Origin of the sequence: Enterobacter sp. 237C8, from assembly GCF_034106865.1 — a bacterium.
Classification (GTDB): domain Bacteria; phylum Pseudomonadota; class Gammaproteobacteria; order Enterobacterales; family Enterobacteriaceae; genus Enterobacter; species Enterobacter asburiae_B.
Window position 1 is genome coordinate 184,560 of sequence record NZ_JAWNDF010000005.1, and the last position, 24,904, is coordinate 209,463.

The following is a 24,904-nucleotide window of genomic DNA, read 5'->3' on the forward strand; positions in this document are numbered from 1 at the left end:
TGAGAATCTGAGACAACCCTGAGTCGGGCTAAGTGCGGAATTTTGACGTAAGCGAAACGGCTGAATTTCCCATGAATAAAGGGCTGAGGGCGGTTTGAATTTTTCTCATTTTTTTGCTGCTGCATCGGGAAATTTCGCCTGAATCGAAATGATTCAGGCGAATATGACGTGGAAATTACAGTGTAGTTGTTTTGTAAATATTAGAGAGGGAATTGTTGGGTTTATATTAAATTAACGAACGTTAGCGTTCATTAAAAATCCCAGTCTTCATCCTCGGTTTCCACCGCTTTGCCCATCACATACGATGAGCCAGATCCCGAGAAGAAATCGTGGTTTTCGTCGGCATTGGGCGACAGCGCGGCCAGAATCGCCGGGTTCACCTCCGCCATCTCCGGCGGGAAAAGCGCGTCGTAGCCCAGGTTCATCAGCGCCTTGTTGGCGTTGTAGCAGAGGAAGGCCTTCACATCGTCCTCCCAGCCGGTGCCGGCGTAGAGTTCCTCCGTATAGCTCAGCTCGTTGTCGTAGAGATCCATCAGCAAATCGAGCGCAAAGCCTTTAAGCTCCTCGCGCTTCGCCTCGCTGACTTTCTCCAGCCCTTTCTGATACTTATAGCCAATGTAATACCCGTGCACCGCTTCATCGCGAATGATGAGCCGAATCAAATCGGCGGTGTTGGTGAGCTTGCCCCGGCTCGACCAGTACATGGGCAGCCAGAAGCCGGAATAGAAGAGGAAAGATTCCAGGAACACGCTGGCGATCTTTTTCTTCAGCGGCTCGTCGGCGCGGTAATATTCCAGAACCAGCTCCGCCTTTCTCTGTAGTGACTCGCTCTCTTCACTCCAGGCGTAGGCTGCGTCCACGTCTTTGGTCTGGCAAAGGGTCGAGAAAATCGAGCTGTAGGAGCGGGCATGCACCGCCTCCATAAAGCTGATGTTCGACATCACCGCCTCTTCGTGCGGCGTCAGCGCGTCGCTCATCAGAGCCGGTGCACCGACGGTATTCTGAATGGTGTCCAGCAGCGTCAGGCCGGTAAAAACGCGGATCGTCAGCTGCTGTTCGGCGTGGCCGAGCGTTTGCCAGGCCGGAATATCGTTGGAGAGCGGAACCTTTTCCGGCAGCCAGAAGTTGCTGGTCAGGCGGTTCCATACCTCCAGGTCTTTATCGTCCTGGATTTTGTTCCAGTTAACGGCACTCACGCGTGACAGTTTCATCCTTTCTCCTTACAGCGCGCAGGACACGCAGCCTTCGATTTCGGTGCCTTCCAGCGCAAGCTGGCGCAGGCGAATGTAGTAGAGCGTTTTGATGCCTTTCTTCCAGGCGTAGATTTGCGCTCTGTTGATATCCCGCGTGGTGGCGGTGTCCGGGAAGAACAGCGTCAGCGACAGCCCCTGGTCCACATGTTTTGTCGCTTCGGCGTAGGTATCGATGATTTTCTCCGGGCCGATCTCATACGCGTCCTGATACAGCGCCAGGTTCTCATTGGTCATAAACGGGGCAGGGTAGTAAACGCGCCCGGTTTTGCCTTCCTTTCGAATTTCAATTTTCGATACGATCGGGTGAATGCTCGACGTGGCGTGGTTGATGTAGGAAATCGATCCGGTCGGCGGGACGGCCTGCAGGTTCTGGTTATAAATGCCGTAGCGCATCACCTCGTCTCGCAGCTGCTGCCACATCTCGCGCGTCGGCAGGGTAATCCCCGCTCGGGCAAACAGTTCGCGTACTTTTTCGGTTTTCGGCTGCCAGTCGCCTTCGAGGTACTGGCTGAAATATTCCCCGCTGGCGTAGCGGGACTGCTCAAAGCCCGCGAACCGCTGGCTGCGCTCGCGCGCCAGCATCATCGAGGTGTGCAGCGCGTGCCAGGTAATGGTGTAAAAATAGAGGTTGGTGAAATCCAGCCCTTCCGGGCTGCCGTAGGCGATGCCTTCCCGCGCCAGATAGCCGTGCAGGTTCATCTGCCCCAGGCCGATGGCGTGCGATGCGGCGTTGCCCGCTTCAATAGACGGCACGCTGCGGATGTGGCTCATGTCCGATACCGCCGTCAGCCCGCGAATGGCGGTCTCCACCGTGCGGCCAAAGTCGGGGGAATCCATGGTGTGGGCAATATTCAGCGACCCGAGGTTGCAGGAGATATCCTTGCCGATGTCCGCGTAGTCCAGGTTCTCGTCGTAGGCTGACGCGCTGTTGACCTGCAAAATTTCCGAGCACAGGTTGCTCATGTTGATGCGCCCGGCAATCGGGTTCGCGCGGTTCACCGTATCCTCAAACATGATGTACGGATAGCCGGACTCAAACTGGATCTCCGCCAGCCGCTGGAAGAAATCGCGGGCGTTGATGGTTTTTTTGCGAATGCGATCGTCGGCCACCAGTTCGTCATAAAGTTCGCTGATGGCCACGTCGCCAAACGCTTTGCCGTAAATACGCTCGATGTCGTACGGCGAGAAGAGCGCCATCTCGGCATTCTCTTTGGCCAGTTTAAAAGTGACATCCGGGATCACCACGCCGAGCGACAGGGTTTTGATGCGAATTTTTTCGTCGGCGTTTTCGCGTTTGGTATCAAGAAAACGCAGAATGTCCGGATGATGCGCATGCAGGTAAACCGCGCCCGCGCCCTGACGCGCGCCAAGCTGGTTGGCATAGGAGAAGGCATCTTCCAGCATCTTCATCACCGGGATCACGCCGGAGGACTGGTTTTCGATGCGCTTGATCGGCGCGCCCGCTTCACGCAGGTTAGAGAGCAGAAACGCCACGCCGCCGCCGCGTTTGGAAAGCTGCAGCGCCGAGTTCACCGCGCGGCCAATCGACTCCATATTGTCTTCGATACGCAGCAGGAAGCAGGAGACCAGCTCGCCGCGCTGGGCTTTGCCGCAGTTGAGGAAGGTCGGCGTGGCGGGCTGGAAGCGTCCGGAAAGGATCTCGTCGGCGAGCTGCTCCGCCAGCGCTTCATCACCCTGCGCCAGGGTCAGCGCCACCATCGCCACGCGATCTTCAAAGCTCTCTAAGTAGCGTTTACCGTCAAAGGTTTTCAGGGTGTAGCTGGTGTAATACTTCCACGCGCCGAGGAAGGTCTGGAAACGAAAGCCGCTGGCGTGGGCGCGCTCAAACAGCTTCACCACAAAGGCGCGGTCGTAGCGTGTGAGCATGCGCGCGTCGTAGTAGCCCTCGTTAACCAGATAGTCGAGACGTTCATTCTGGCTTGCAAACGTCACGCTGTTGGGCCGCACGTGGGCGGCAAAAAAGGCGTCCACCGCCTCACGATCTTTATCGAACTGAATGCGCCCCTGCCGATCGTAGAGGTTAAGCATGGCGTTTAATGCGTGGTAATCCGGTGTCGCCTGAATCACCCGTTCTGCGGTTGTCGTTGCCAAAATTCGTTCACTCCTTTACGCACGTTTTCGACGTCCTGCTGTGTCCCCATCAGCTCAAAACGATAGAGATACGGCACGCCGCATTTTTGAGAAATGACATCCCCGGCGCGACCAAAGGCATCGCCAAAATTGCGATTCCCCGCCGCGATCACGCCGCGGATTAGCCCGCGGTTATGAGGATCGTTCAGAAAGCGGATCACCTGGCGAGGCACGGCTCCTGCCGTACCGCCGCCGCCATAGCTGGGCACTACCAGAATGTAAGGTTCCTCTACCCGTATCCGCTCCCGCTCGTTCAGCGGAATGCGCACCGCAGGCAGCCCGACGCGCTCAATAAAGCGGAGCGTGTTTTCCGAGCTGCTGGAGAAGAAAACCAGCCCACTCATGCCCGGGCGGCCTGAGCGCTCAGGCGGTTAATCATGTCCGGGCGGAAGCCAGACCAGCTTGTTTCCCCGGCGACCACCACCGGCAGCTGACGAAAACCCTGCTTGCGCAGGGTATCTGCAGCCTCGGGGACCTGGTCAACATTCACCATTTCAAACGCCACGCCGCGGCTTTCCATTGCCCGTTTGGTCGCGTGGCACTGAACACAATCGTTACGAGTGTAAATAATAATGCTCATGATTCGTATTTCCATTTAAAATGAGGGTACGGCGCGAATCATCGCGTCGGGTTGTGTATATCTTGCTAAAGGAATACTAGATGTAGATGTCTTAAGTTTCAACCATACAAGATATGGGAAATTTAGATTGATATCGCCCCTGTGATGAGCACAGCGGGGCAGGGCAGGCTGTACGGGTTTTTCAGGCTAACGGGCATAAAAATGCCCCGGCGCCTGAGGCTACCGGGGCAGAATACGCGGGATTATTTACGCAGGCTGAGCAGGGCACCGACGAAGATGCCGACCGCCGCGACGGTTCCCAGAGTACATAGCGGTTTTTCACGCACGAAGGTCGTAGCACAGCTTGCCATGTCGCAGGCAGCCTGCGTGGCGCGTGAACGTCCGTTCATACGGGCGCGGGTTTCACGGAGCAGAGACTGAGCCTTACGCTTTGCGGCATCCGCTTCGTCCTTCGCGTCACTTCCCCAGGACTTCAGCACCTCTTCCAGCGTGTCCGCTAATTGGCTGACATCATTACGAATATCCTGAGCGTCGTCGTTAATATCGTTTCGGTTCGGTCTGTTAAACATACGATCCTCCGTAATTTTGTGTTCCCGTTCAGTTTAGTTCAGAAATTTAATATCTGAAGCGCATCACGCGTTATCCGGCAGTTTATGGACTATTCTGAAAGCCCTGCTATTGCTGAATACTGTAAGGTTGCCGGGCAGGAAAAGATAACGAGGAAAAGATATGTATTTACGACCTGACGAGGTGGCACGCGTTCTTGAAAAAGAGGGATTCACCATGGATGAGGTGACGCCAAAAGCGTATGGATATCGCCGCGGCGAGAATTATGTTTATGTTAATCGCGAAGCAAGAATGGGACGTACCGCTCTCATTATTCACCCGACGCTGAAAGACAGAAGTCTGTCATTTGCTGAGCCTGCCTCGGATATTAAAACCTGCGATCATTATCAGCAATTTCCGCTCTATTTAGGCGGTGAACGGCATGAGCATTATGGTATTCCGCACGGTTTCAGTTCGCGTATGGCGCTGGAGCGATTTTTGAAGGGACTGTTTGGCGACGTACAGTAAATCCGCGACTGGCGTGCGCCAGTCGCTTCACATCACGCTTTTGCCTGGCTGTACTGGCTGACCTTAAACAGGCGGCGGCAGTAGTCGAGGAAATAGCCGTAAACGGCTCCCATCAACATCGAAATAACAATATTCGAACTCACCGCCGCAGCGATCTGGTGCCAGTCTGCACCGACTGTCAGGAGAATGGCTACGTAAACCGGCGACTGGAACGTCACATACGCCAGAACGTCCGCCAGGCTTTTCACCCAGCCTGCAGGACTGATACGACGCGCGAAACGCATTACCGCATCGCGGTATAAACCGTAAGGCCATGCAATAATAATATTGACCGGGATCGCCACCAGACGAGAAGAAAGCGACTGCTCGAAGGACATTCCGGAGAGGAATATTTCGATCAGCATGTTCACGACGGAACAGTAAACAACCATCGCGAAAGTATCCGCCACCGCGTGGCGCAGGCGAGATTGCGGCGAGAACATGTCTGAACTCCTTGAGAAGAACACAAAAGAAACGATTTTCCTTCAGCGGTTAGTGCTTTAGGTTGGTTTGTTTGACGTGTATAGCGTATATCTCTGTGTTTGAACTAACAACTAGTGATTAATTTTTATTTAATCGCCTTTTGTCCACAAAATCCTCTAAAGTTGTTCGTTTTTTGTTCCGAACGTTATAATCTGTCTCGTTTGATGGTTTTTATATTAAAATCAATCACTTGTTTTTTCGGTGGCGAGAGGCAGGAATCCCCACCTGATAGCGGTGGAGTATGCTGTGGTTTGGATTAAAGTTGGCTATTTATATTAATGTGGTGATTGGATTCACCGGTGTCCTGTCAGCGCCTTGCGCTATTATTAACAGCGAGTTCTAAATATATTAACGCTGATGCCCGTACGGACCCTTGGGTAGATATTTCAACTCAAATGAATTATTCTGTCGGCGATTTATCTATTTATCCCCCAAAGAAAAGGTTTTCAAATAATATGTCTTTGACGTTACAGAATCTTAATAATATCCGAACCCTGCGCGCCATGGCGCGAGAATTATCCCTGGACGTTCTTGAGGAAATGCTGGAAAAGGTCAGGGTCGTTACTGAAGAGAAACGCAGCGAGCTGACGGAATTAGAGCAGCAGCGTGCTGAGCAGCAGGAAAAAATTAATGCGCTGCTGGAGCGGATGAAAGCCGATGGTATTTCCCCGACTGACCTGCTGGGTTCTGAACTGGCGCAGGCGGGTAAGCCAGCGAAAAAGCGTAAGCCGCGTGAAGCAAAATATCGCTTTATTGACCAGAACGGCGAAGAGAAAACGTGGACCGGCCAGGGCCGCACGCCGAAGCCTATCGCCAACGCGCTGGCAGACGGTAAATCACTGGATGATTTTCTGATCTAACGGATGAGCCGGGCGGAACACGCCGCCCGGCTGACTGTTCAGCAGACGCCGAAATCGCCTTCTTCGGTATAAGGCGCCACGTCGGCGGCTTTCAGCGTATATTTCTCGCCTTGCTCATTGCTGGCCTGGACCGCCACAATGCTGTCACCGTTCACTTCGAGCACTTTCAGTTTCGGGCCGCCTTTACGCGGTTGCACATAATCACCGACAGAAAACATATTACCTCCTCATCGTTTTAGCGATCTTCACCTTAGCCCACGCATGACGCCGGGTACAGCGTAATTCACCGATTACTGCTTATGAGGTACGCCGATTCCATGGCATCACCTTGAGCAGTCGCGCCATGCCGCAAAAACCCGTCACACCGGCGAACAGCAGCCCGGCTCCGACAAAACCGCTGAGCAGGAAAAAGCCGCTGGAGACGCTATAGCCCAGCACCACGCCACAGAGTATTAACAGCCCGGCGGCAATTTGCACCTGACGCATCAGCGGCAGCGGCTGGGACTTGTCTTCGACGGTTGGCAGCCCCGCCAGCTTCCAGCCCTGAATCCCCCCCTCGACCACAAATGCCTCTGCGGGCGCGGCGGCCTGAGCAAGGCGCTCGGCATTCCCCGACGTCCGGGCGCCGGACTGGCAGTGAAAAATCACCGTATCGCCCGCCTGCGCGTTAAGTGCGCCGGGTAAGGTATCCAGCGGCACGGACCGCGCGGCGGGAATATGCTCGCGGGCGTACTCGTCGGCATCACGAATATCAATCAGTTTTGCGCCTTCAGCGACCCGGGCATTGGCCTGGCGCGGTGAAAGAAGAGGAAGTGACATGGCGGCTCCTTACGGACAATAAAGGGTTTTCAGGGTGCTGATAAGCTGATGTACCGCATCGTTTTTAATGGAATAGAGAATGCGCTGCGCGTCGCGGGTGCTGTCGATAAGCCCTTCCTCACGCATGCGCGCCAGATGCTGCGACGTGGCGGAAGGACTTAGCCCCGTGGCTCGCGCAAGCTCCCCCGCACTGGTGCCGGGCGCTCCGCACAGGGTGCAGAGGATCAGCAGCCGACGCGGGTTGCTCATCGCTTTTAAAAGTGTGGCGGCCTGCCCGGCGCTGGCCTGAAGCTGTTCGAGTTCGGTCATGATAGTTTAGTGTTTGCTTAATTAAGTGAATGCTAAACTAATCCAGTGCATTAAACCAGCGTCAAAAGCGTAAAAGAGGGTAAACGCGAGGCCCGGAACTGGTACAGACGAATAAACTGGCTATGCTTACAGCGTTCTCTTTATTATTTTCAATGGATTAGATTGAACGGAGTGTTTATATGGGATTTTGGCGTATTGTTTTTACGATCCTCATACCGCCGCTGGGCGTGCTGTTGGGTAAAGGATTTGGCTGGGCGTTTATTATCAACATTCTTCTGACGCTGCTGGGCTACTTCCCCGGCCTCATTCACGCGTTTTGGGTACAGAGCAAAAGCTAGGCGCGCCACAGTAAATCGCTATAGATATCGGTCAGCACCCCCGCCGGACCAAACTGCTGCTTGATCCACCGCGTGACCTGGCCGGTTGCGGCATGCTGCGTGGCGAGCAGCATGCGCGAGTCCTGACGCGGGTTGTTAATCCGTCGGGTGACCAGCAGCCCCGCGTCTACCGCCTCGCGGACCATGTATTCCGGCAAAAAGCCAATCCCTTCGCCCAGGATCTGACACTGACATTTGGTGTTAAAGTCCGGGACCAGAATCGCCTCCTGCCCGTGCAGCAGCCAGCCAACCTTTTTGTTAATGGTGTGCGCGGTATCTTCCACCATGATGTTGGGATACAGGCGCAGCTGGCTTTCCGCTATTGGCTCCGGGGTGAACGCCAGCGGGTGTTCCGGCGCGATGGCAAACACCCAGCGAATGGCGCCGATCTCTGTGTAATCAATCCCGCCGCCGTCCAGCAGCGTGTCCGGCGCGCCAATCGCGATGTTGGCCTGGTTGTTGATGATGGAGTCCCAGACGCCGTTGTAGACCTCGGTGGTCACGGTGATCTGACAGGTGGGAAACTGCTTTTTCAGCACCTGCAGCAGCCGCGCCGTGTGGCGTGGGGTATACAAAAGCTGGTTGATACAGATGCGCACCCGCGCCTCAATGCCCTGAGAAATGGTATCAATCCCGCGCTTGATGGCGTGAAAGTCGTTCAGCAGGTCGGTGGCCTTACGGTAAAAGTAAAACCCGGACTCGGTCAGCTCAATGCTGCGCGTGCTGCGGACGAACAGCACCACGTCCAGCCCGGTCTCCATGCGCTTAATGGTGTAGCTGATGGCAGAGGTCGTCACGCCCAGTTCGGCGGCGGCTTTGCTGAAGCTGCCGAAGCGTGCGGCGGTAGTAAAGGCCAGCAGGTTTTCCTCGGTAAAGATGGAATTCATATCTCACTCCCTTCAGCCATCAGTTTTGAACATATTTTAACAGCGTCGTTACAACGCATTTGAAGCCGATCACAGTTCTGACTCTTTGTCGAAAGCCGCACGCAGTAAGGCTTCGTCAGGCATAAGCATAATGCAGCCAGAAGCGCTAAAAAGCGGAGAAACATAAGAAAAAGGTTGCACAGACGCACGTTTTAACCAGTTTATTGAATTTACCTCAACAATGAATTGACTGTCGATGAATCATTTTTAAGCGGATTCTTTTATGACCAGGCTGTTGCTATTCTCAGGTCAACAGAAATAAAAACATCGGGAGTCTGAATATGTCTGCGAACGAACTCGTTACTGAATTTCTGCTGGCGGCAGAAGAGGGCAATAGCGATGCGCTAAAAGCCTGTCTGGAGAAAGGCGTGGATATTAACGCCACCAATCGACAGAAAAGAACCGCCGTTATTATTGCCAGCCTGAAAAAGCATTATGACTGCGTGGAGTTATTAATTGCCGCCGGGGCGGATATTGATAAACAGGATCAGACCTGCTTTAACCCTTTCCTGATTAGCTGCCTGACCAACGATATCACCCTGCTGCGCCTTGTCCTTCCGGCAAATCCGGATCTCGATCGCCTGACGCGCTTTGGCGGCGTGGGCATTACCCCTGCCAGTGAAAAGGGGCACGTGGAGATCGTGCGCGAGCTGCTGGAAAAAACGGATATCAACGTCAACCACACCAACTTTGTTGGCTGGACGCCGCTGCTGGAAGCGATCGTGCTCAACGACGGCGGCGCAAAGCAGCAGGAGATCGTCAAGCTGCTGCTGGATCACGGCGCGAACCCGCACATGACCGACAAATACGGCAAAACCCCGCTCGAGCTGGCGCGGGAAAAAGGCTTCGATGCAATAGCTGACCTGCTGCTGGCGGCGGGCGCATAACGCATTCGGTCAGCCGCGTCCGGCTGGCCGTTAATTTAAAAAGCATTTTTACCGACGTGCATTTTGCACGACGGCGGCCCCCTTTTATCCGCGTTCAGGAGAAAATAATGCCCACAAAAATCGTCATAAAAAAGAACACCTATTTTGACTCCGTCTCATTAATGTCCGTTTCCACCAAAGCCAATAAATTACCGGGCGTCGAGCAGGCGTTTGTCGCGATGGCGACGGAAATGAACAAAGGCGTATTAAAAAACCTCGGGCTATTAACGCCGGAATTAGCGGAAGCCAAAAACGGCGACCTGATGATCGTAATTAAAGGCGACGCGGCGAATGATGAAACGCTGGCGGCCATCGAAGCGCTGTTCACGCGTAAAGAGAGCGGCGGCGCCCATGAAGCGCGCTACGCCACGATTGCCAGCGCCAAAACCCATCGGCCGGAGAGCAACCTCGCGGTGATTTCCGTCAACGGCACCTTCGCCGCCCGCGAAGCGCGCCAGGCGCTGGAAAACGATCTTAACGTGATGCTGTTTTCCGATAACGTGTCGCTCGACGACGAGCTGGCGCTGAAGCAGCTGGCGCATAAGAAAGGGATGCTGATGATGGGGCCGGACTGCGGCACCGCCATCATCAACGGCGCGGGATTGTGCTTCGCCAACGCGGTGCGCCGCGGACCGATTGGCATCGTCGGCGCATCCGGCACCGGCAGCCAGGAGCTGAGCGTGCGCATTCACGAATTCGGCGGCGGCGTGTCGCAGCTGATCGGCACCGGCGGGCGCGATCTCAGCGAGAAAATCGGCGGCCTGATGATGCTCGACGCCATCGACATGCTGGAAGCCGACGAGGGCACCCAGGTTATCGCGCTGATCTCCAAGCCGCCAGCGCCAGCCGTAGCGGAAAAAGTGCTGGTCCGCGCGCGCGCCTGCCGCAAGCCGGTGGTTGTTTGCTTCCTCGGCCGCAGCGAACCGCCCGCCGATGAAGACGGCCTGCAGTTTGCGCGCGGCACCAAAGAGGCGGCCCTGAAGGCGGTCCTGCTCACCGGCATCAAGAAAGAGTCCCTCGATCTGCATCCGCTCAACTGGCCGTTGATTGAAGAAGTGCGCGCCCGCCTGACCCCGCAGCAGAAGTACATTCGCGGCCTGTTCTGCGGCGGCACCCTGTGCGACGAGGCGATGTTCGCGGCGCTTGCGAAATTCGACGACGTCTACAGCAACATCCAGCCGGATCCGGCTAAGCGCCTGAGCGACATAAGCGTCAGTAAAGCCCATACCTTCCTCGACTTTGGCGACGACGATTTCACCAACGGCAAGCCGCACCCGATGATCGACCCGACCAATCGCATCAGCCGCCTGCTGCAGGAAGCCCGCGACCCGGAAGTCGGGGTAATTGTGATGGACTTCGTGCTGGGCTTCGGCGCGCACGAGGATCCGGTCGGGGTGATGATCGACGCTATCAAAGAGGCGCAGGCGATCGCGAAGGCCGATAACCGTCCGCTGGAAATTCTCGGCTACGTGCTCGGTACCGACCAGGATCCGCAGTCGCTGGCGCAGCAGTGCCAGCTGCTGACCGACGCAGGCGTCATCTGGGCCAGCAGCAGCACCAACACCGGATTACTGGCACGCGAATTTGTCTGCAAAGGGGAGAAAGCATAATGACGACCTTATTCAACCAGCCGCTGAACGTGATTAACGTCGGCATTGCGATGTTCAGCGACGATCTCAAAAAACAGCACGTTCCCGTCACCCAGCTCGACTGGACGCCGCCGGGGCGGGGCAATATGCAGGTCGTTGAAGCGCTCGATCGGCTGGCGGAAAAACCGCTGGCGGAGAAAATCGCCGCCGCTAACCAAATCGCCCTTGAGCGCATTATTCAGTCTCATCCGGTGCTGGTGGGCTATGACCAGGCCATTAACGTTGTGCCGGGCATGACCCGCACCACCATTCTGCACGCCGGTCCGCCTGTCGCCTGGGAGAACATGTGCGGGGCGATGAAGGGGGCGGTCACCGGGGCGCTGGTGTTTGAAGGGCTGGCGAAAGATCTGGACGACGCGGCAAGGCTCGCCGCCTCCGGAGAAATTACCTTCTCGCCGTGCCACGAGCACGACTGCGTGGGCTCGATGGCGGGCGTCACCTCCGCGTCGATGTTTATGCACATCGTGGAGAACAAAACCTACGGCAACCGCGCATTCACCAACCTCAGCGAGCAGATGGCGAAGATCCTGCGCATGGGCGCCAACGACCAGAGCGTGATCGACCGCCTGAACTGGATGCGCGACGTGCTTGGCCCGATGCTGCGCGACGCGATGAAGATCGTCGGCGAAATCGACCTGCGCCTGATGCTGGCCCAGGCGTTGCATATGGGCGACGAGTGCCACAACCGCAACAACGCGGGCACCACGCTGTTGATCCAGGCGCTGACGCCGGGGCTGATCCAGGCGGGCTATCCGGTGGAGCAGCAGCGCGAGGTGTTCGAGTTTGTCGCCAGCAGCGACTACTTCTCCGGCCCGACGTGGATGGCGATGTGTAAGGCCGCGCTGGACGCCGCTCACGGCATTGAGTACAGCACCGTCGTCACCACCATGGCGCGTAACGGATACGAGTTCGGCCTGCGCGTTTCCGGCCTGCCGGGGCAGTGGTTCACCGGCCCGGCGCAGCAGGTGATTGGCCCGATGTTCGCGGGCTATAAGCCGGAAGACTCCGGGCTGGACATCGGCGACAGCGCCATCACCGAAACCTACGGCATTGGCGGCTTTGCGATGGCGACGGCCCCGGCAATCGTTGCGCTGGTGGGCGGCACGGTAGAGGAAGCCATCGACTTCTCCCGTCAGATGCGCGAAATCACCCTCGGCGAAAACCCGAACGTCACCATTCCGCTGCTCTCGTTTATGGGCATTCCGACCGCTATCGACATCACCAAAGTCGCGGGCAGCGGCATTCTGCCGGTGATTAACACCGCCATTGCCCATAAAGACGCGGGCATCGGCATGATTGGGGCGGGCATCGTTCACCCGCCGTTTAGCTGTTTTGAAAAGGCGCTGTTGACCTTCCGCGATCGCTACTTTTTATAAGGCATGCATCCATGAAAAACATGAAGCTGGAGTGGAAAAGAGGTGACTGGGCGGCGTATTTCGGGTTGATGACCAACAACCTGACCAATTTGCTGACCATGATGGGGCTGCTCATTTTTGTCGTCGGCATCCCGAAGGAGATTGTTTATGGACGCATCGCGCCGGCCTTCGGGCTGGCGGTGCTGGTCGCGAGTATTTGCTACGCCTGGTTCGGCATGCAGATGGCGCGCGCCACCGGGCGTACGGATGTGACCGCGCTGCCGTCCGGCCCGAGCGCGCCGTCGATTTTTACCGTGACTTTCCTGGTGCTGATGCCGGTTTATCAGCAGACCGGCGATGCGGACTTCGCGATCCAGATTGGCCTGGTGTGGTGCTTCGTGGAGGCGATGATCCTCGCGGGCGGTTCGTTCCTGGGGGAAACCATCCGCAAGATGATCCCGCGCACCGTACTGCTGTCGTGCCTCTCCGGTTTGGGCCTGCTGCTGCTGGCGATGAACCCGATGCTGCAGGCGTTCGAAGCGCCGACCGTGTCGTTCATCGTGCTGCTGCTGATCTTCATCAACTGGTTCGGTAAAAAGCCGATTTTCGCCCGTATCCCGACCGGTCTGCTGCTGTTGATTGCCGGTACGGCACTGGCGTGGATCTCCGGCCTGCAAAGCCCGGAAGCGATTAAAGCGTCCATGTCATCCTTCGGCTTTAACCCGCCGGAAGTGCACGTGGACAGCTTCATGCAGGGCCTGCCGCACGCGCTGCCGTATCTGGCATCTGCCGTGCCGCTGGGGCTGGCGAACTACATCTTTGACCTGGAGAACATCGAAAGCGCCCACGCGGCGGGAGATGCGTACCCGACGCGTAAGGTGATGCTGGCGAACGGTCTGGCGTCGATGCTCGGCTGCCTGATGGGGAATCCGTTCCCGGTGACCGTCTACGTTGGCCACCCTGGCTGGAAAGCGATGGGCGCGAGCATCGGCTATACGCTGGCCTCCGGCGTGACTATGTTCATCGTGCCGCTGTTCGGGCTGGGGGCGTTTATGCTCGCCATCATTCCGATGACCGCCATCGTGCCGATTCTGGTGTTTATCGGCGTCGTCACCGCCAACCAGGTGGTGAGGGAAACGCCCAAAGTGGAGGTGCCGGTGATCTTCATCTGCCTGTTCCCGTGGATCGCCAACTGGGCGCTGACGATGATGAACAGCGTGATGGGGGCGGCGGGCACCAGCGCGGCGAAGATCGGCACCGACGTGCTGCACAGCAAAGGAATTTACTACGAAGGCCTGGTGCATCTCGGCAACGGCGCGCCGCTCGCCAGCATGCTGTGGGGCTGTATCGCCATTTTCGCCATCATCAACAAGCCGCTGCGCGGAGCCGTTGCGGCCGCCGTCGGGGCGCTGCTGGCGCTGTTTGGCGTGATCCATGCCCCGGTGGTGGGCTTTGCCGAGGGCAGTTCGCTGATGTTCGTCACCGCGTATCTGATGATGGGCGGCATGTTTGTGGTGAAGCATGTGCTGGATAGCCGCGAAGCGGCGAGCGCGGCGGCACCGGTTTCTGAATCCTGATAATGCCTGATGCCCTCACCCTAACCCTCTCCCACAGGGAGAGGGAACGTTAATCCCCCTCCCTGTGGGAGAGGGCCGGGGTGAAGGCACCAGAACGCACCTTCGAAAGGACACAAAATGAAAGAGCTTATGGTCGTCGCCATCGGCGGCAACAGCATTATCAAAGACAACGCCAGCCAATCGATTGAACACCAGGCGCAGGCGGTGAAAGCGGTGGCAGAGTCGGTGCTGGAAATGCTGGCATCCGACTATGACATCGTGCTCACCCACGGCAACGGCCCCCAGGTGGGGCTGGATCTGCGCCGCGCCGAAATCGCCCACGAGCGGGAAGGGCTGCCGCTAACCCCGCTGGCAAACTGCGTGGCGGACACCCAGGGCGGGATTGGCTACCTGATCCAGCAGGCGCTCAACAATCGCCTGGCCGCGCGCGGGGAGCAAAAAGCGGTCACGGTCGTCACGCAGGTGGAGGTGGATAAAAACGATCCGGGCTTTACGCACCCGACGAAACCTATCGGTGCGTTCTTCACCGAGGCGCAGCGCGACGAGCTGCAGCAGGCACACCCGGACTGGCATTTTGTCGAGGATTCAGGCCGTGGCTACCGTCGCGTGGTGGCTTCACCGCAGCCGCTGCGCATCGTTGAGGCCGACGCCATCAAAACGCTGACGCAAAAAGGCTTTGTGGTGATCGGCGCGGGCGGCGGGGGGATCCCCGTGATTCGCAGCGAGCAGGGCGACTACCAGAGCGTCGATGCGGTGATTGATAAAGATCTCTCCACCGCGCTGCTGGCGCGGGAGATCGGTGCCGACGTGCTGGCGATCACCACCGGCGTGGAGAAGGTGTGCATCAACTTCGGCAAGCCGAACCAGCAGGCGCTGGACACCGTCAGCGTGGCGCAGATGACGCGCTACAGGGAAGAGGGCCACTTCCCGGCGGGCAGCATGCTCCCCAAAATCGTCGCCTCGCTGGAATTTTTACACCACGGCGGCAGGCGCGTGATTATCACCTCGCCGGACAGCCTGCCCGCGGCGCTGCGCGGGGAAACCGGCACCCATATTGTTAATGAAGGAAGATAAGATGAGTGAAAACAAAAGCCGCCGCGAGTTTATTAGCCAGAGCGGCAAAATGGTCACCGCCTGCGCGCTGTTTGGCGCCACCGGATCCGTCGCGTATGCTGCTGACTCCGCGAAGCCAACCTGCGAGACGGGCAAACCGATGAGCATCACCGCGAAACATTACTATCTGGACAACGTGCTGCTGGAGGCCGGGTTCAACGTCGACGGCGGTGTGGCGACGAGCACCCGCACCGAGCTGAAAACGCTGGAAATTAACGACGGGAAGATCGTCGCCCTGCGCGATAACAAGCGCCACGCCGACGCCACGCTGCCGCACTACGATGCGGGCGGCAAGCTGATGCTCCCGGCGATGCGCGACATGCACATTCACCTGGATAAAACCTTTTACGGCGGTCCGTGGCGCTCCCTGAACCGCCCCGCGGGCACGACGATTCAGGACATGATCCGCCTTGAGCAGACGCTGCTGCCGGAGCTACAGCCCTACACCCAGGAGCGCGCGGAAAAGCTGATCGACCTGATCCAGTCGAAAGGCTCCACCATCGCTCGCAGCCACTGCAATATCGAGCCGACCTCCGGCCTGAAGAATCTGGAAAACCTGCAGGCGGTTTTATCGCGCCGTAAGCCCGGCTTTGACTGCGAAATCGTCGCTTTTCCGCAGCACGGGCTGCTGCTGTCAAACTCCGAAAAGCTGATGCGCGAGGCGATGCAGGCTGGGGCGCACTACGTGGGCGGGCTGGATCCTACCAACGTCGACGGCGCGATGGAGAAATCCCTCGACACCATGTTCCAGATTGCGCTGGACTACGACAAAGGGGTGGATATCCACCTGCACGAAACCAGCCCGGCGGGCGTGGCGGCGGTGAACTATATGGTGGAAACCGTGGAGAAAACGCCGGAGCTGAAGGGCAAGCTGACCATCAGCCACGCCTTCGCGCTGGCGACGCTCAACGAGCAGCAGGTAGATGAGATCGCCACCCGCATGGCGGCGCAGCAGGTGACCATCGCCTCCACCGTGCCGATTGGCACCTTGCATATGCCGCTGAAGCAGCTGCGCGAGAAGGGCGTGTTCGTGATGACGGGGACCGACAGCGTCATCGACCACTGGTCGCCGTACGGTCTGGGGGACATGCTGGAGAAAGCGAATCTTTACGCTCAGCTCTACATCCGCCCGAACGAGCAGACGCTCTCACGCGCGCTCGGTATTGCCACCGGCGACGTGCTGCCGCTGAACGACAAAGGCGAGCGCGTGTGGCCGAAAGCGCAGGACGACGCCAGCTTTGTGCTGGTGGATGCCTCCTGCTCCGCCGAGGCCGTGGCGCGCATTTCACCGCGCACCGCGACGTTCCATAAGGGCAACCTTGTCTGGGGCTCGGTGGGTTGACGTGCATTTCTCCCTCTCCCTGTAGGAGAGGGTTGGGGTGAGGTGCATTTCTCCCTCTCCCTGTGGGAGAGGGTTGGGGTGAGGGCATCAGGCCGCACTTCCGTAGGTCGGGTAAGGCGAAGCCGCCACCCGACAATGCAGTATACTGCTATGCACATTCTTAAAGAGCGATCTGCCATGGCACAAAATATCTACGACAATCCGGCGTTTTTTGAAGGCTACGCCCGGCTTCCACGCTCGGTGCAGGGTCTGGACGGCGCGCCGGAGTGGCCCGCGCTAAAAAGTATGCTGCCGGATTTAACCGGCAAATCGGTTGTCGATCTCGGCTGCGGCTACGGCTGGTTCTGCCGCGCGGCCCGCGAGCTGGGCGCTGCTGACATCACGGGGGTCGATATCTCAGAAAAGATGCTCGCCCGCGCGGCGGAGCTTACCGCTGACCCACAGATTCACTATCAGCGTAGCGATCTGGAATCTCTTAAGCTTAACGAGAATAGCCTCGATCTGGTCTACAGCTCGCTGGCGCTGCACTACCTGCCGGAACTGGATACGTTATTCGCCAGGGTTCAGCGAGCGCTCAAGCCAGGCGGCAGCCTGGTGTTCTCAATGGAGCACCCGATCTACACCTGCGCCGCCCGTCAGGGATGGCTGACCGACGATAACGGCGAGCGGTTCTGGGGCGTGAACCATTATCAGGATGAAGGCAAACGCGTCAGCAACTGGCTGGCGGACGGGGTGGTTAAATACCACCGCACGCTCGGCACCACGCTTAACGCGCTGATCGGGGCCGGATTAACGATAAGCGACGTCAACGAGTGGGGGCCAGCGCAGGCGCAGATTGACGCCTGGCCCGCGCTGGCCGAAGAGGCGGAGCGCCCGATGCTGGTGCTGATCGCCGCCCGTAAGGCTCAGTAACCCACCTTATACACCCGCCCGCTCTGCACGCCTTCCACGCTGCGGCGATAGGCCTGCGCCACGGTCGCGGCGGGAACGCTCTCAAAGCCCGGGAAGAAGCCGTCGTAGGTATCGACGGATTCGGTGAGTACCGTCGGGCTAATCAGGTTGATGCGGATCCCGCGCGGCAGCTCGCAGGCTGCGGCGCGGACAAACCCTTCCAGCGCCGCATTCACCGTGGTGGCATTCACGCCCTGGGCAATTGGCTCGTGCGCCACGATGCCGCTTATCAGCGTAATCGAGCCGCCCTCGTTCAGATAATGCTGGCCGGTCAACGCCAGGCGCACCTGCCCGAGCAGCTTGTCCTGCAGGCCCTGGTTGAAGTCGCTGTCCTTCATGGTCGCGAGCGGGCCAAAGTAAAGACCACCGCTGGCGGAGACAATCGCATCCACCGGGCCGATTTTCTCAAACAGCGCCTGGACGCTCGCCTGCGAGGTGATATCCACCTGCTCGTCGCCCTGCGTGCGGCCGACGCGGATGACCTCGTGGCGACGACTCAGCTCTTCCGTTACCGCACGACCGACCGTACCGCTGGCACCAATAATCACGATTTTCATAGCCGACTCCTTATGTTGTGAGCCCCCATTCTTTAATAAATAAAAATGGAGATAAACTGGGCTAAAGTTAGAAGATTGCTAACCAGGAGTTTGTAATATGGATAAGCTTCGCAGCATGGAGACCTTTATTGCCGTGGTTGAAAGCGGCAGCTTTACCGGCGCGGCGTCACGGCTGGAGATGTCGGCGGTAATGGTGGGGAAATACGTTGCGCTGCTGGAATCACAGCTCGGCACCCGCCTGCTGGAGCGTAACACGCGGCGCCAGAGCCTGACCGACGCCGGGCGGGTCTATTTCGACGAGGCGAAGCGGGTGCTGGAGCAGGTCGCGATCGCCGAAAGCGCCGTGGAACGCCTGCGCGCCGCGCCGTCCGGCACCCTGCGCGTGACCGCACCCACCTCGTTTGGCGGCAGCGCGATCGCGCCGCTTACGGCCTCTTTTTTACAACGCTACCCGGAGGTGCGCATTGAGCTGGATCTCACCAACCGGATGGTGGATCTGGTGGAGGAGGGTATCGATCTGGCCATTCGCATTGGCGACATTCACAACGACGATCTGGTGGCGAAATACCTCTGCCCTTACCGGATGGTGATCTGCGCCGCGCCGGACTACATTGCGCGCTACGGTACGCCGCAAACCCCTGCCGATCTGGTGGATCATCTCTGCTTATCCCACAGCGTGTGGACCGCACGCAACGAGTGGCGGCTGCCGGGCGTCGAAGGCGAGGTGAGCTGGAAGCGGGACGCGGTCTTAAGATGCAACGACGGCTACGGGCTGCGGATGGCCGCGAGAGCCGGGGCGGGACTGCTGCTACAGCCGGAAGTACTGGTGGCGGAAGATCTGGAAAGCGGCAGGCTGGTGCGGGTGCTGGAGGCGTATATTCCGGCGCCGAGACCCGTGCATTTGCTGTGGTGTCAGGATTTACGACCTCTCCCTAAGCTAACGGAATTTATCGCCCATATTCTGCTAAGATTGGGCACACTATAAAAAAGAAGGTATGCAAAGAATGTCTGTGAATAAACTCGCCAGCAGCGCGCAGGGCCTGCAATCATCTGCCATCCGTGAATTGTTAAAACATAGCAAAATGGCCGGCGTCATTTCGCTGGGTGGGGGTATTCCTAACCCGGCCTTGTTCGATCACGAAGGGCTGAAAATTGCCGCTGATGCCGTATTATCACAGCATTTTGGCGAGGCGTTCCAGTACGGCCTGACGGAAGGCGTACCGGGGCTGCGGGAAGAAATTCAGCGCATCTGTGAAGGGCGCGGGATCCGCTGCAAGGCGGATGATGTGGTCGTGACCTCCGGTTCACAGCAGTCCCTCGACGTGCTGGCGCGTGCATTAATTAACCCGGGCGATACCGTTGTGGTTGAGCGTCCAACCTATCTTGCTGCGCTGCAGGTATTTGGCCTGGCGCAGGCGAATTTTGAATCCGTTGGCACCGATGGCGACGGCATGAAGGTCGACGAGCTTGAAGCGCTGGCGGCAAATAAAACCATCAAAGCGGTCTATATTGTTCCGACGTTTGGCAACCCTGGCGGGGTAACCCTTTCTGAGGCGCGTCGCAAACAGCTGGTGGAATTATCGAAGCGCTATGACTTCGTCATTATTGAAGACGATCCGTACAGCGAAATTAATTATACCGATGAAGTTTTCCGCCCGTTAATTGCCCATGCCAAAGATATCGGCAACGAAGAGAACGTGGTGTATACCTCGACTTTCTCCAAAATTCTCGCTCCAGGAACCCGCGTGGGCTGGGTGCTGGTGCCGGAATGGCTGAAGCGCGCAGTAGTAAACCTTAAGCAAACCACCGACCTGCACACCAGCACGCTGTCGCAGCTGATGACGTATGAATACCTGAAAACCGGTCGCCTGCCCGATCAGATTAAAACGATCCGCGAAGCCTATCGCCAGAAATACCAGACGTTCGCAACCGAGCTGGAATCCGAGCTGGGTGATGTGATGTCGTTCCACAAGCCGAAGGGCGGCATGTTCCTGTGGGCGAATATGAAAAATGGTAGTAATACCACCCGCTGGCTGGAAAAAACGTTAAGTAACGGCGTAGTATTTGTGCCGGGCGAATTTTTCTACTGCAATGAGCCAGACCATTCAACGCTGCGTATGTCGTTTGTCACGCCTACGGATGAAGAGCTGAAGGAAGCGGTTCAACGCCTGAAAAAATCGCTGTAAAAGACCTGCGCATAATGGCTTTCCTGCCGTTATGCGCAATACGCGTTCAGGGCGGCACGGGCCGCGATCGTCCATGGAGATCTCCATGTTTGAATTTCTGTTCGGTGTCGTTACGCACACGCCTGCCTGGGTGTGGGTGCTGTTTATCTTCCTTATCTCTCGCGGCATTAAAGCCCGCAGGTCCGCCACCGTCACGCTGGAGAGGCTTGCCATCATTCCGGCAATATTTCTAATCTGGGATATCTACGATCTGGTGGTCTACCGCACGCTGACGCCCGGAACTGTTGCATTGTGGACGGCGGGGATCCTCGCCGGAGCCGCGCTGGGGTATATCCTGATTAGGCAGGCGGTTATCACCCGCGCAGATGCGCCGCGCAGCCTTTACCGCCAGGCAGACTACACCGCGCTGCCGTTTATGATGCTGGCGTTCGGCGTGAAGTATGTGCTGGGCGTGATGAGCGCGGTCTCTCCCCAGACGATGCAGCAGCCCGCCATGAGCGCGCTGGCAATCGTCTCCGGCGGCGTGTTTGCCGGCGTGTTTATCGGAAAATTTGCGCGTTACGTTGGGGTGTATAACAGTGCCGCACCGCGCCCGGCGGAGTAAGGTTATTCTGTCGCGTGTGCCAGCGTGCGATCTGCAGCATCGCCGCTGAGTGCTCGCGTGACTTCATGGATCCGCCAGATTTTCCCTTCACGCAGCGCGGCAAACAGGTAAACCTCGATCTCTGCCTGACGACCATCAGGATACGTGACCGTCACGATATGCCGGTCAGCCAGAAGTTCGTCATGGCAGGCTATCTCCACCACGGTAAAGGCGATTGCGCGGATCTGTGAGCTGACGTGGCTCACATGCTGGACAAAACCCCGGTAGTCAAGCGCGTGACCGTCCGTAAACTGCTGGTAATCGGGCGTAAATACCTCTGCCGGATCGATATCGCCGTTGAATAAGCGGGTTAACAGGCACGACATCTTTTCGCGCTGCGCGGCGTTGTCGGTGTGGGCTATCAGGGACGTGATAATGCTCATGCGGGCTCCTTATGCGGTTGAATCACCATTATCCTTGACAGCCGAAGTCGCAGTTTCTCTAATATGCCGAAGAATAACGATTTTCGGTCAAAATGATATGGTCAGTGTTGAAACGCTCCTTCATCCCGGCGGGTACCGAACGCCCTGGCACAGTCATCGCACCGGCCAGCTGTGGCGCATTGCAACGGGGCTGCTGGTCATTGAGACGCAGCAGGCGCGAGCGGTCGTACCGGCAAAACACATCGGCTGGATCCCTCCGGATCGGCAGCACGCCGCTTTTTCCGAAAGTGCGGTAGAAGGCTGCGCTATCTTTCTTGACCCCGCCGGGTGCGCAATGCTTCCCGATGCGCCCGCGCTGTTCGAGCCCGACGATCTCACCCATGCACTGTTTTCCCGTTTATGCGATGCAGAGAGCGAGTACGATCCGCGAAAGCTTGCTTTGCTGCTGGATGAGCTTGCCCTGACGCCCCAGGCTCGCTTTTCTCTGCCCGTGCCGACGGATCCGCGTCTGAAGAACGTGGTCAGCCATTTGCTGCAGTTTGTCGATGATAACCAGACGGTCGAGAGCCATGCTATTCATGCTGGGATGAGCGTGCGTACGTTCAACCGTCGGTTTAGCGCCCAGACCGGAATGAATTTTGTTAACTGGCGGCAGCTGGCTCGCGTCATGCGGGCAATGGAGTGGCTGGCGGCGGGGAAGCCGGTAGGGTGGATTGCGCTGTCCTGCGGCTACAGCAGCGTCAGCGCATTTATTGAGGTTTTCAGAGCATGGACCGGTAAAACGCCGGGGCAGTGGGCGATTAAAGAAGGCCCTTTTGGGCGAAGGTAATGCGCGTGGCTGCGTTGAGATCCAGCTCTTTTAACGATTCCGGATTAACCCAGGCGATCTCCTGAAACTCTTCATTAAACGTGACTTCCCGGTTGGCGCTGATGCAGTCGAAGATCAGATAGATCATGTAAATCTCCTCAGTGGTGCCATCGGCGTAGGTTTTCACCCTGATGTCATCGCGAAAAGCCCATGGCGTAACCGAGACAATCTCCAGCGCTTCGCCCAGCTCTTCGCGGATCTCACGGCGCAACGCCTGTTCCATGGTTTCGCCCGGCTCCATTCCACCGCCGGAGAGAGCCCACTGGCCGGGGAACACGCCGCGATCGTCGGCCATTTTACACAGGAGGTAGGCACCGTCATTCTGGATGATGGGGCAGACAATGGTTCGTTGGCGCATGATTTCTTCCTGAAAAAGTATTGATAGGTGAAGTGTTTACCGAATCAGGCTACATCCGGCTGGCCAGATTTTCGCTTAGCCATGACGTCCGCAACGGTCTTTATACGGCTTAGCTCCTCCTGCGTCCTGGGGTTGGATTGCGCTTCCCAGATATCGACGTTCAGCTGTAAGTTAAGCCAAAATTCAATCGTGGTATCAAAGGCTTTTGCCAGTTTGATCGCCATATCGGCAGTCAGCTTGCGATTGTTATTGACCAGCGCGCTGATGGTGTTGCGGTGAACATTGAGCATCTCCGCCAGATCGCTGATTTTCAGATTGAGCGGTTCAAGATACTCATACTGCAACACGTCGCCCGGCGTGGTGGGTTTGCGGAGTGCCTGTTGAAGTGTCATAGGTGATGCCTCACTTGTGTTGCGTGTACTTGTGTGGAGAGAGGTAGAGATCTTCTGCTTTACCCTCTGTCCAGCGAAATACGAGCCTGTATTGCCTGTTTACCCGGATTGAGGAATATCCCTTCAGTGGAGGATTCAATGCTTCATACATATTGCCCGGTGGCGATCGCAAATCCCTGTGCGAGGTTGCTGCCCTGATGATATCGAGCTTTCTCGCAAGCGCTGTTTCCAGATTTGCAGGAATAACATTGCTCGATCTGCCGTAAAGAAAAAAATCCTCAAGCCATTGATCCCGAAAATAACTAATCATAATGGTGCTGAGCTCCAGTCCTTGAAGCTGATTGAATAGTAATGCACTCCTGCACAGTGCGCAAGTGCGTTTTTGTCTGCTGTTAATATTACCTTGGCGATGGCTGAAGGGAAGTGGGATGTATGGCTAAAGATGAATACTCCGAGGTAGGTTCCAGTTCTGACGTGCGGTTAAATGCCCGGCGGCGCTGCGCTTGTAAGGGCCTCCGGGTATGTAGGCCGGGTAAGGCGGAGCCGCCACCCGGCGATTGACTATCGTTCCCTCAGCGCCTCTTTCGCCCGGTTAAACGGCTTGATCAGATAATCCAGCACCGTTTTCTCGCCGGTCTTAATGTCCACCGTCGCAATCATCCCCGGCACAATCGAGAAGTGCCTGCCGGCCTTATTCACCAGGTAATCCTGGCTGGTGCGGATAAACACCCGGTAATAGAACACCTCCGGCTTGGCCTCGTCCTGGATGGTGTCCGGAGAGATCGTTTCGACGACCCCGTGCAGGCCGCCGTAAATGGCGTAATCGTAGGCGGTGATTTTAACCAGCGCCTCCTGGTTCGGGTGGATAAAGGCGATATCGCGCGGCGACAGGCGGGTTTCGATCAGCAGGTGATCGTCCACCGGCACAATCTCCATCAGCTCGCCGTTGGGCGGGATCACGCCGCCGATGGTGGTGACCTTGATGTTTTTCACGATCCCGCGCACCGGGGATTTTACCGTCAGACGGGTGACGGAATCCTGGCGGCCCTTGAGGATCGCCGAAACCATATCCACCTCCGCGTTGGCCTTGGATAACGCCTCGCGCGCCTGAACGTAATACTGCGAGCGTACGTCGGTGAGCTTCAGCTCCAGATCGCTTTTCTGCCGCTGCAGGCGCAGCACCTCCACGTGGCTGGCGGCACCGGTTTTCACCAGCCGCTGGGTGATAGCCAGCTCCTTATTGGCGAGATCTAACGCGGCGCGCAGCTCCCGTTGGGTATCCTCCAGCTGCGCGCGGCGGGAGTTGTAGAGGCGCGTTTCGTCAGCAATCAGATCCGGCCACTTTGCCAGCGAAGGGGGGAACTTCAGCGGGAGATCGTTCACCTCGGCGTACAGGCGGGCGCTGGAGGCCAGTGAGGCCCGGTAGCGCGCCGCGCTTTCGCCGACGTTCGATTCGGAACGCGTTGGATCGAGCCGCGCCAGCACCTGCCCGGCCTGCACCTGATCGCCCTCGTGGACGTTCAGCTCGGTGAGGATCCCGCCGTCGAGAGACTGTAAGACCTGCTCGCGCGAGCTGGGGATCACTTTACCCGAGCCGGTTGATACCTCATCCAGCACGCCAAACCACGCCCAGACGCCCAGCACCACAAACATCAGCAGCGAGAAGATCACGATCCGACGCGCGCCGGTATAGCCGCTTTCGGAGTCGAGGGCGTTATCCAGATCGTCCATTG

General features: G+C 57.6%; 30 protein-coding genes. 14 read left to right on the forward strand and 16 right to left on the reverse strand.

What is annotated here, in order from left to right; genetic code table 11:
- Nucleotides 1-251: 251 nt before the first annotated feature.
- The 5 genes from nrdF to USF70_RS15965 all read right to left on the reverse strand — a co-directional run bounded on the left by nrdF (nt 252) and on the right by USF70_RS15965 (nt 4,553).
- The gene (gene nrdF, locus USF70_RS15945; RefSeq protein ID WP_023333169.1) at nt 252-1,211 is read right to left on the reverse strand and encodes a class 1b ribonucleoside-diphosphate reductase subunit beta; all 960 of its coding nucleotides are present in this window, start codon (nt 1,209-1,211) and stop codon (nt 252-254) included.
- Between the two features lie 9 nt (nt 1,212-1,220).
- Nucleotides 1,221-3,365, reverse strand: coding sequence for a class 1b ribonucleoside-diphosphate reductase subunit alpha (gene nrdE / locus USF70_RS15950; RefSeq protein ID WP_320735792.1), 2,145 nt, complete (start codon nt 3,363-3,365; stop codon nt 1,221-1,223).
- Nucleotides 3,338-3,748, reverse strand: a complete 411-nt coding sequence (gene nrdI / locus USF70_RS15955) for a class Ib ribonucleoside-diphosphate reductase assembly flavoprotein NrdI (RefSeq protein WP_021241965.1) — start codon at nt 3,746-3,748, stop codon at nt 3,338-3,340. Before nrdI ends, nrdE begins: the two co-directional genes overlap by 28 nt.
- Nucleotides 3,745-3,984, reverse strand: a complete 240-nt coding sequence (gene nrdH / locus USF70_RS15960; protein ID WP_045889183.1) for a glutaredoxin-like protein NrdH — start codon at nt 3,982-3,984, stop codon at nt 3,745-3,747. Before nrdH ends, nrdI begins: the two co-directional genes overlap by 4 nt.
- 242 nt (nt 3,985-4,226) lie before the next feature.
- Nucleotides 4,227-4,553: a DUF883 domain-containing protein gene (locus USF70_RS15965; protein WP_023308924.1), complete on the reverse strand. Its 327-nt coding sequence runs from the start codon at nt 4,551-4,553 to the stop codon at nt 4,227-4,229.
- Between the two features lie 160 nt (nt 4,554-4,713).
- On the opposite strand from USF70_RS15965, the gene USF70_RS15970 reads away from it, so the two are divergent.
- Entirely contained in the window at nt 4,714-5,058 is a 345-nt protein-coding gene (locus USF70_RS15970) for a DUF2002 family protein (RefSeq protein WP_023308923.1), read from the forward strand.
- 32 nt (nt 5,059-5,090) lie between these two features.
- On the opposite strand, the gene alaE is transcribed toward USF70_RS15970, so the two are convergent.
- A complete protein-coding gene (alaE, locus tag USF70_RS15975) occupies nt 5,091-5,540 on the reverse strand; it encodes an L-alanine exporter AlaE (RefSeq protein WP_246946573.1) in 450 nt (149 codons plus the stop codon).
- Nucleotides 5,541-6,035: 495 nt separating this feature from the next.
- Here alaE and stpA point away from each other — a divergent pair, with 495 nt between their 5' ends.
- Complete coding sequence (stpA, locus tag USF70_RS15980; RefSeq protein ID WP_320735793.1) at nt 6,036-6,440, forward strand: DNA-binding protein StpA; 405 nt, start codon at nt 6,036-6,038, stop codon at nt 6,438-6,440.
- Between the two features lie 38 nt (nt 6,441-6,478).
- On the opposite strand, the gene USF70_RS15985 is transcribed toward stpA, so the two are convergent.
- The 3 genes from USF70_RS15985 to USF70_RS15995 form a co-directional block, all read right to left on the reverse strand.
- Nucleotides 6,479-6,658, reverse strand: coding sequence for a hypothetical protein (locus USF70_RS15985; protein WP_023308920.1), 180 nt, complete (start codon nt 6,656-6,658; stop codon nt 6,479-6,481).
- 79 nt (nt 6,659-6,737) lie between these two features.
- The gene (locus USF70_RS15990) at nt 6,738-7,259 is read right to left on the reverse strand and encodes a rhodanese family protein (RefSeq protein WP_320735794.1); all 522 of its coding nucleotides are present in this window, start codon (nt 7,257-7,259) and stop codon (nt 6,738-6,740) included.
- A gap of 9 nt (nt 7,260-7,268) precedes the next feature.
- Nucleotides 7,269-7,568 carry an ArsR/SmtB family transcription factor gene (locus USF70_RS15995; RefSeq protein WP_029742056.1) on the reverse strand — a complete coding sequence of 100 codons (300 nt, stop codon included), beginning with the start codon at nt 7,566-7,568 and terminating at the stop codon, nt 7,269-7,271.
- A gap of 179 nt (nt 7,569-7,747) precedes the next feature.
- Here USF70_RS15995 and USF70_RS16000 point away from each other — a divergent pair, with 179 nt between their 5' ends.
- Nucleotides 7,748-7,906 (forward strand): YqaE/Pmp3 family membrane protein, encoded by a 159-nt coding sequence (locus USF70_RS16000; protein ID WP_023308917.1) that lies wholly within the window; start codon nt 7,748-7,750, stop codon nt 7,904-7,906.
- Here the strand turns inward: USF70_RS16000 and USF70_RS16005 are convergent.
- A complete protein-coding gene (locus tag USF70_RS16005) occupies nt 7,903-8,832 on the reverse strand; it encodes a LysR substrate-binding domain-containing protein (protein ID WP_033146353.1) in 930 nt (309 codons plus the stop codon). The two genes, USF70_RS16000 and USF70_RS16005, sit on opposite strands and share 4 nt — an antisense overlap.
- A gap of 320 nt (nt 8,833-9,152) precedes the next feature.
- Here USF70_RS16005 and USF70_RS16010 point away from each other — a divergent pair, with 320 nt between their 5' ends.
- The 7 genes from USF70_RS16010 (at nt 9,153) to USF70_RS16040 (ending at nt 17,745) form a co-directional block, all read left to right on the forward strand.
- A complete protein-coding gene (locus USF70_RS16010; RefSeq protein WP_320717453.1) occupies nt 9,153-9,758 on the forward strand; it encodes an ankyrin repeat domain-containing protein in 606 nt (201 codons plus the stop codon).
- A gap of 107 nt (nt 9,759-9,865) precedes the next feature.
- Nucleotides 9,866-11,407, forward strand: coding sequence for an acyl-CoA synthetase FdrA (gene fdrA / locus USF70_RS16015; RefSeq protein ID WP_320735795.1), 1,542 nt, complete (start codon nt 9,866-9,868; stop codon nt 11,405-11,407).
- Nucleotides 11,407-12,822 (forward strand): DUF1116 domain-containing protein, encoded by a 1,416-nt coding sequence (locus USF70_RS16020; protein ID WP_319876697.1) that lies wholly within the window; start codon nt 11,407-11,409, stop codon nt 12,820-12,822. The genes fdrA and USF70_RS16020 overlap by 1 nt, the downstream gene beginning before the upstream one ends.
- Before the next feature lie 11 nt (nt 12,823-12,833).
- The gene (locus USF70_RS16025) at nt 12,834-14,378 is read left to right on the forward strand and encodes a hypothetical protein (protein ID WP_047173850.1); all 1,545 of its coding nucleotides are present in this window, start codon (nt 12,834-12,836) and stop codon (nt 14,376-14,378) included.
- 117 nt (nt 14,379-14,495) lie between these two features.
- Nucleotides 14,496-15,452: a carbamate kinase family protein gene (locus tag USF70_RS16030; protein ID WP_047059377.1), complete on the forward strand. Its 957-nt coding sequence runs from the start codon at nt 14,496-14,498 to the stop codon at nt 15,450-15,452.
- 1 nt (nt 15,453) lies between these two features.
- Nucleotides 15,454-16,833 carry an amidohydrolase family protein gene (locus tag USF70_RS16035; protein ID WP_320735796.1) on the forward strand — a complete coding sequence of 460 codons (1,380 nt, stop codon included), beginning with the start codon at nt 15,454-15,456 and terminating at the stop codon, nt 16,831-16,833.
- 177 nt (nt 16,834-17,010) lie between these two features.
- Complete coding sequence (locus USF70_RS16040; RefSeq protein WP_320735797.1) at nt 17,011-17,745, forward strand: class I SAM-dependent methyltransferase; 735 nt, start codon at nt 17,011-17,013, stop codon at nt 17,743-17,745.
- Here the strand turns inward: USF70_RS16040 and USF70_RS16045 are convergent.
- Complete coding sequence (locus USF70_RS16045; protein ID WP_143346574.1) at nt 17,739-18,341, reverse strand: short chain dehydrogenase; 603 nt, start codon at nt 18,339-18,341, stop codon at nt 17,739-17,741. The genes USF70_RS16040 and USF70_RS16045 overlap by 7 nt on opposite strands.
- A 97-nt stretch (nt 18,342-18,438) precedes the next feature.
- Between USF70_RS16045 and USF70_RS16050 the strand changes: the two genes are divergently transcribed.
- The 3 genes from USF70_RS16050 (at nt 18,439) to USF70_RS16060 (ending at nt 21,131) form a co-directional block, all read left to right on the forward strand.
- Entirely contained in the window at nt 18,439-19,326 is an 888-nt protein-coding gene (locus tag USF70_RS16050; protein WP_320735798.1) for a LysR family transcriptional regulator, read from the forward strand.
- A 19-nt stretch (nt 19,327-19,345) separates the two neighbouring features.
- Nucleotides 19,346-20,527: a PLP-dependent aminotransferase family protein gene (locus USF70_RS16055; RefSeq protein ID WP_064673548.1), complete on the forward strand. Its 1,182-nt coding sequence runs from the start codon at nt 19,346-19,348 to the stop codon at nt 20,525-20,527.
- 85 nt (nt 20,528-20,612) lie between these two features.
- Nucleotides 20,613-21,131 (forward strand): DUF6622 family protein, encoded by a 519-nt coding sequence (locus tag USF70_RS16060; RefSeq protein ID WP_064673549.1) that lies wholly within the window; start codon nt 20,613-20,615, stop codon nt 21,129-21,131.
- 2 nt (nt 21,132-21,133) lie between these two features.
- Here USF70_RS16060 and USF70_RS16065 read toward each other — a convergent pair whose 3' ends face one another.
- Nucleotides 21,134-21,553 (reverse strand): nuclear transport factor 2 family protein, encoded by a 420-nt coding sequence (locus USF70_RS16065; protein ID WP_064673550.1) that lies wholly within the window; start codon nt 21,551-21,553, stop codon nt 21,134-21,136.
- Nucleotides 21,554-21,650: 97 nt separating this feature from the next.
- Between USF70_RS16065 and USF70_RS16070 the strand changes: the two genes are divergently transcribed.
- Nucleotides 21,651-22,382 carry a helix-turn-helix transcriptional regulator gene (locus USF70_RS16070; protein WP_320735799.1) on the forward strand — a complete coding sequence of 244 codons (732 nt, stop codon included), beginning with the start codon at nt 21,651-21,653 and terminating at the stop codon, nt 22,380-22,382.
- Here the strand turns inward: USF70_RS16070 and nudI are convergent.
- The 4 genes from nudI to USF70_RS16090 all read right to left on the reverse strand — a co-directional run bounded on the left by nudI (nt 22,354) and on the right by USF70_RS16090 (nt 24,902).
- Complete coding sequence (gene nudI / locus USF70_RS16075; RefSeq protein WP_033146340.1) at nt 22,354-22,779, reverse strand: nucleoside triphosphatase NudI; 426 nt, start codon at nt 22,777-22,779, stop codon at nt 22,354-22,356. The two genes, USF70_RS16070 and nudI, sit on opposite strands and share 29 nt — an antisense overlap.
- Nucleotides 22,780-22,823: 44 nt before the next feature.
- On the reverse strand, nt 22,824-23,171 hold the full coding sequence (locus tag USF70_RS16080) for a HigA family addiction module antitoxin (RefSeq protein ID WP_033146339.1): 348 nt from the start codon (nt 23,169-23,171) through the stop codon (nt 22,824-22,826).
- Nucleotides 23,172-23,181: 10 nt separating this feature from the next.
- The gene (locus USF70_RS16085; RefSeq protein WP_033146338.1) at nt 23,182-23,481 is read right to left on the reverse strand and encodes a type II toxin-antitoxin system RelE/ParE family toxin; all 300 of its coding nucleotides are present in this window, start codon (nt 23,479-23,481) and stop codon (nt 23,182-23,184) included.
- A gap of 251 nt (nt 23,482-23,732) precedes the next feature.
- Nucleotides 23,733-24,902, reverse strand: coding sequence for an HlyD family efflux transporter periplasmic adaptor subunit (locus USF70_RS16090; protein WP_086374946.1), 1,170 nt, complete (start codon nt 24,900-24,902; stop codon nt 23,733-23,735).
- Nucleotides 24,903-24,904: the final 2 nt, after the last annotated feature.

What these genes read in the sequence shown, in the direction of transcription:
- nrdF (WP_023333169.1), bottom strand. Translation starts at nt 1,211, where the DNA reads ATGAAACTGTCACGCGTGAGTGCCGTTAACTGGAACAAAATCCAGGAC.
- nrdI (WP_021241965.1), bottom strand. Translation starts at nt 3,748, where the DNA reads ATGAGTGGGCTGGTTTTCTTCTCCAGCAGCTCGGAAAACACGCTCCGC.
- nrdH (WP_045889183.1), bottom strand. Translation starts at nt 3,984, where the DNA reads ATGAGCATTATTATTTACACTCGTAACGATTGTGTTCAGTGCCACGCG.
- USF70_RS15965 (WP_023308924.1), bottom strand. Translation starts at nt 4,553, where the DNA reads ATGTTTAACAGACCGAACCGAAACGATATTAACGACGACGCTCAGGAT.
- USF70_RS15970 (WP_023308923.1), top strand. Translation starts at nt 4,714, where the DNA reads ATGTATTTACGACCTGACGAGGTGGCACGCGTTCTTGAAAAAGAGGGA.
- alaE (WP_246946573.1), bottom strand. Translation starts at nt 5,540, where the DNA reads ATGTTCTCGCCGCAATCTCGCCTGCGCCACGCGGTGGCGGATACTTTC.
- stpA (WP_320735793.1), top strand. Translation starts at nt 6,036, where the DNA reads ATGTCTTTGACGTTACAGAATCTTAATAATATCCGAACCCTGCGCGCC.
- USF70_RS15985 (WP_023308920.1), bottom strand. Translation starts at nt 6,658, where the DNA reads ATGTTTTCTGTCGGTGATTATGTGCAACCGCGTAAAGGCGGCCCGAAA.
- USF70_RS15990 (WP_320735794.1), bottom strand. Translation starts at nt 7,259, where the DNA reads ATGTCACTTCCTCTTCTTTCACCGCGCCAGGCCAATGCCCGGGTCGCT.
- USF70_RS15995 (WP_029742056.1), bottom strand. Translation starts at nt 7,568, where the DNA reads ATGACCGAACTCGAACAGCTTCAGGCCAGCGCCGGGCAGGCCGCCACA.
- USF70_RS16000 (WP_023308917.1), top strand. Translation starts at nt 7,748, where the DNA reads ATGGGATTTTGGCGTATTGTTTTTACGATCCTCATACCGCCGCTGGGC.
- USF70_RS16005 (WP_033146353.1), bottom strand. Translation starts at nt 8,832, where the DNA reads ATGAATTCCATCTTTACCGAGGAAAACCTGCTGGCCTTTACTACCGCC.
- USF70_RS16010 (WP_320717453.1), top strand. Translation starts at nt 9,153, where the DNA reads ATGTCTGCGAACGAACTCGTTACTGAATTTCTGCTGGCGGCAGAAGAG.
- fdrA (WP_320735795.1), top strand. Translation starts at nt 9,866, where the DNA reads ATGCCCACAAAAATCGTCATAAAAAAGAACACCTATTTTGACTCCGTC.
- USF70_RS16020 (WP_319876697.1), top strand. Translation starts at nt 11,407, where the DNA reads ATGACGACCTTATTCAACCAGCCGCTGAACGTGATTAACGTCGGCATT.
- USF70_RS16025 (WP_047173850.1), top strand. Translation starts at nt 12,834, where the DNA reads ATGAAAAACATGAAGCTGGAGTGGAAAAGAGGTGACTGGGCGGCGTAT.
- USF70_RS16030 (WP_047059377.1), top strand. Translation starts at nt 14,496, where the DNA reads ATGAAAGAGCTTATGGTCGTCGCCATCGGCGGCAACAGCATTATCAAA.
- USF70_RS16035 (WP_320735796.1), top strand. Translation starts at nt 15,454, where the DNA reads ATGAGTGAAAACAAAAGCCGCCGCGAGTTTATTAGCCAGAGCGGCAAA.
- USF70_RS16040 (WP_320735797.1), top strand. Translation starts at nt 17,011, where the DNA reads ATGGCACAAAATATCTACGACAATCCGGCGTTTTTTGAAGGCTACGCC.
- USF70_RS16045 (WP_143346574.1), bottom strand. Translation starts at nt 18,341, where the DNA reads ATGAAAATCGTGATTATTGGTGCCAGCGGTACGGTCGGTCGTGCGGTA.
- USF70_RS16050 (WP_320735798.1), top strand. Translation starts at nt 18,439, where the DNA reads ATGGATAAGCTTCGCAGCATGGAGACCTTTATTGCCGTGGTTGAAAGC.
- USF70_RS16055 (WP_064673548.1), top strand. Translation starts at nt 19,346, where the DNA reads ATGTCTGTGAATAAACTCGCCAGCAGCGCGCAGGGCCTGCAATCATCT.
- USF70_RS16060 (WP_064673549.1), top strand. Translation starts at nt 20,613, where the DNA reads ATGTTTGAATTTCTGTTCGGTGTCGTTACGCACACGCCTGCCTGGGTG.
- USF70_RS16065 (WP_064673550.1), bottom strand. Translation starts at nt 21,553, where the DNA reads ATGAGCATTATCACGTCCCTGATAGCCCACACCGACAACGCCGCGCAG.
- USF70_RS16070 (WP_320735799.1), top strand. Translation starts at nt 21,651, where the DNA reads ATGGTCAGTGTTGAAACGCTCCTTCATCCCGGCGGGTACCGAACGCCC.
- nudI (WP_033146340.1), bottom strand. Translation starts at nt 22,779, where the DNA reads ATGCGCCAACGAACCATTGTCTGCCCCATCATCCAGAATGACGGTGCC.
- USF70_RS16080 (WP_033146339.1), bottom strand. Translation starts at nt 23,171, where the DNA reads ATGACACTTCAACAGGCACTCCGCAAACCCACCACGCCGGGCGACGTG.
- USF70_RS16085 (WP_033146338.1), bottom strand. Translation starts at nt 23,481, where the DNA reads ATGATTAGTTATTTTCGGGATCAATGGCTTGAGGATTTTTTTCTTTAC.
- USF70_RS16090 (WP_086374946.1), bottom strand. Translation starts at nt 24,902, where the DNA reads ATGGACGATCTGGATAACGCCCTCGACTCCGAAAGCGGCTATACCGGC.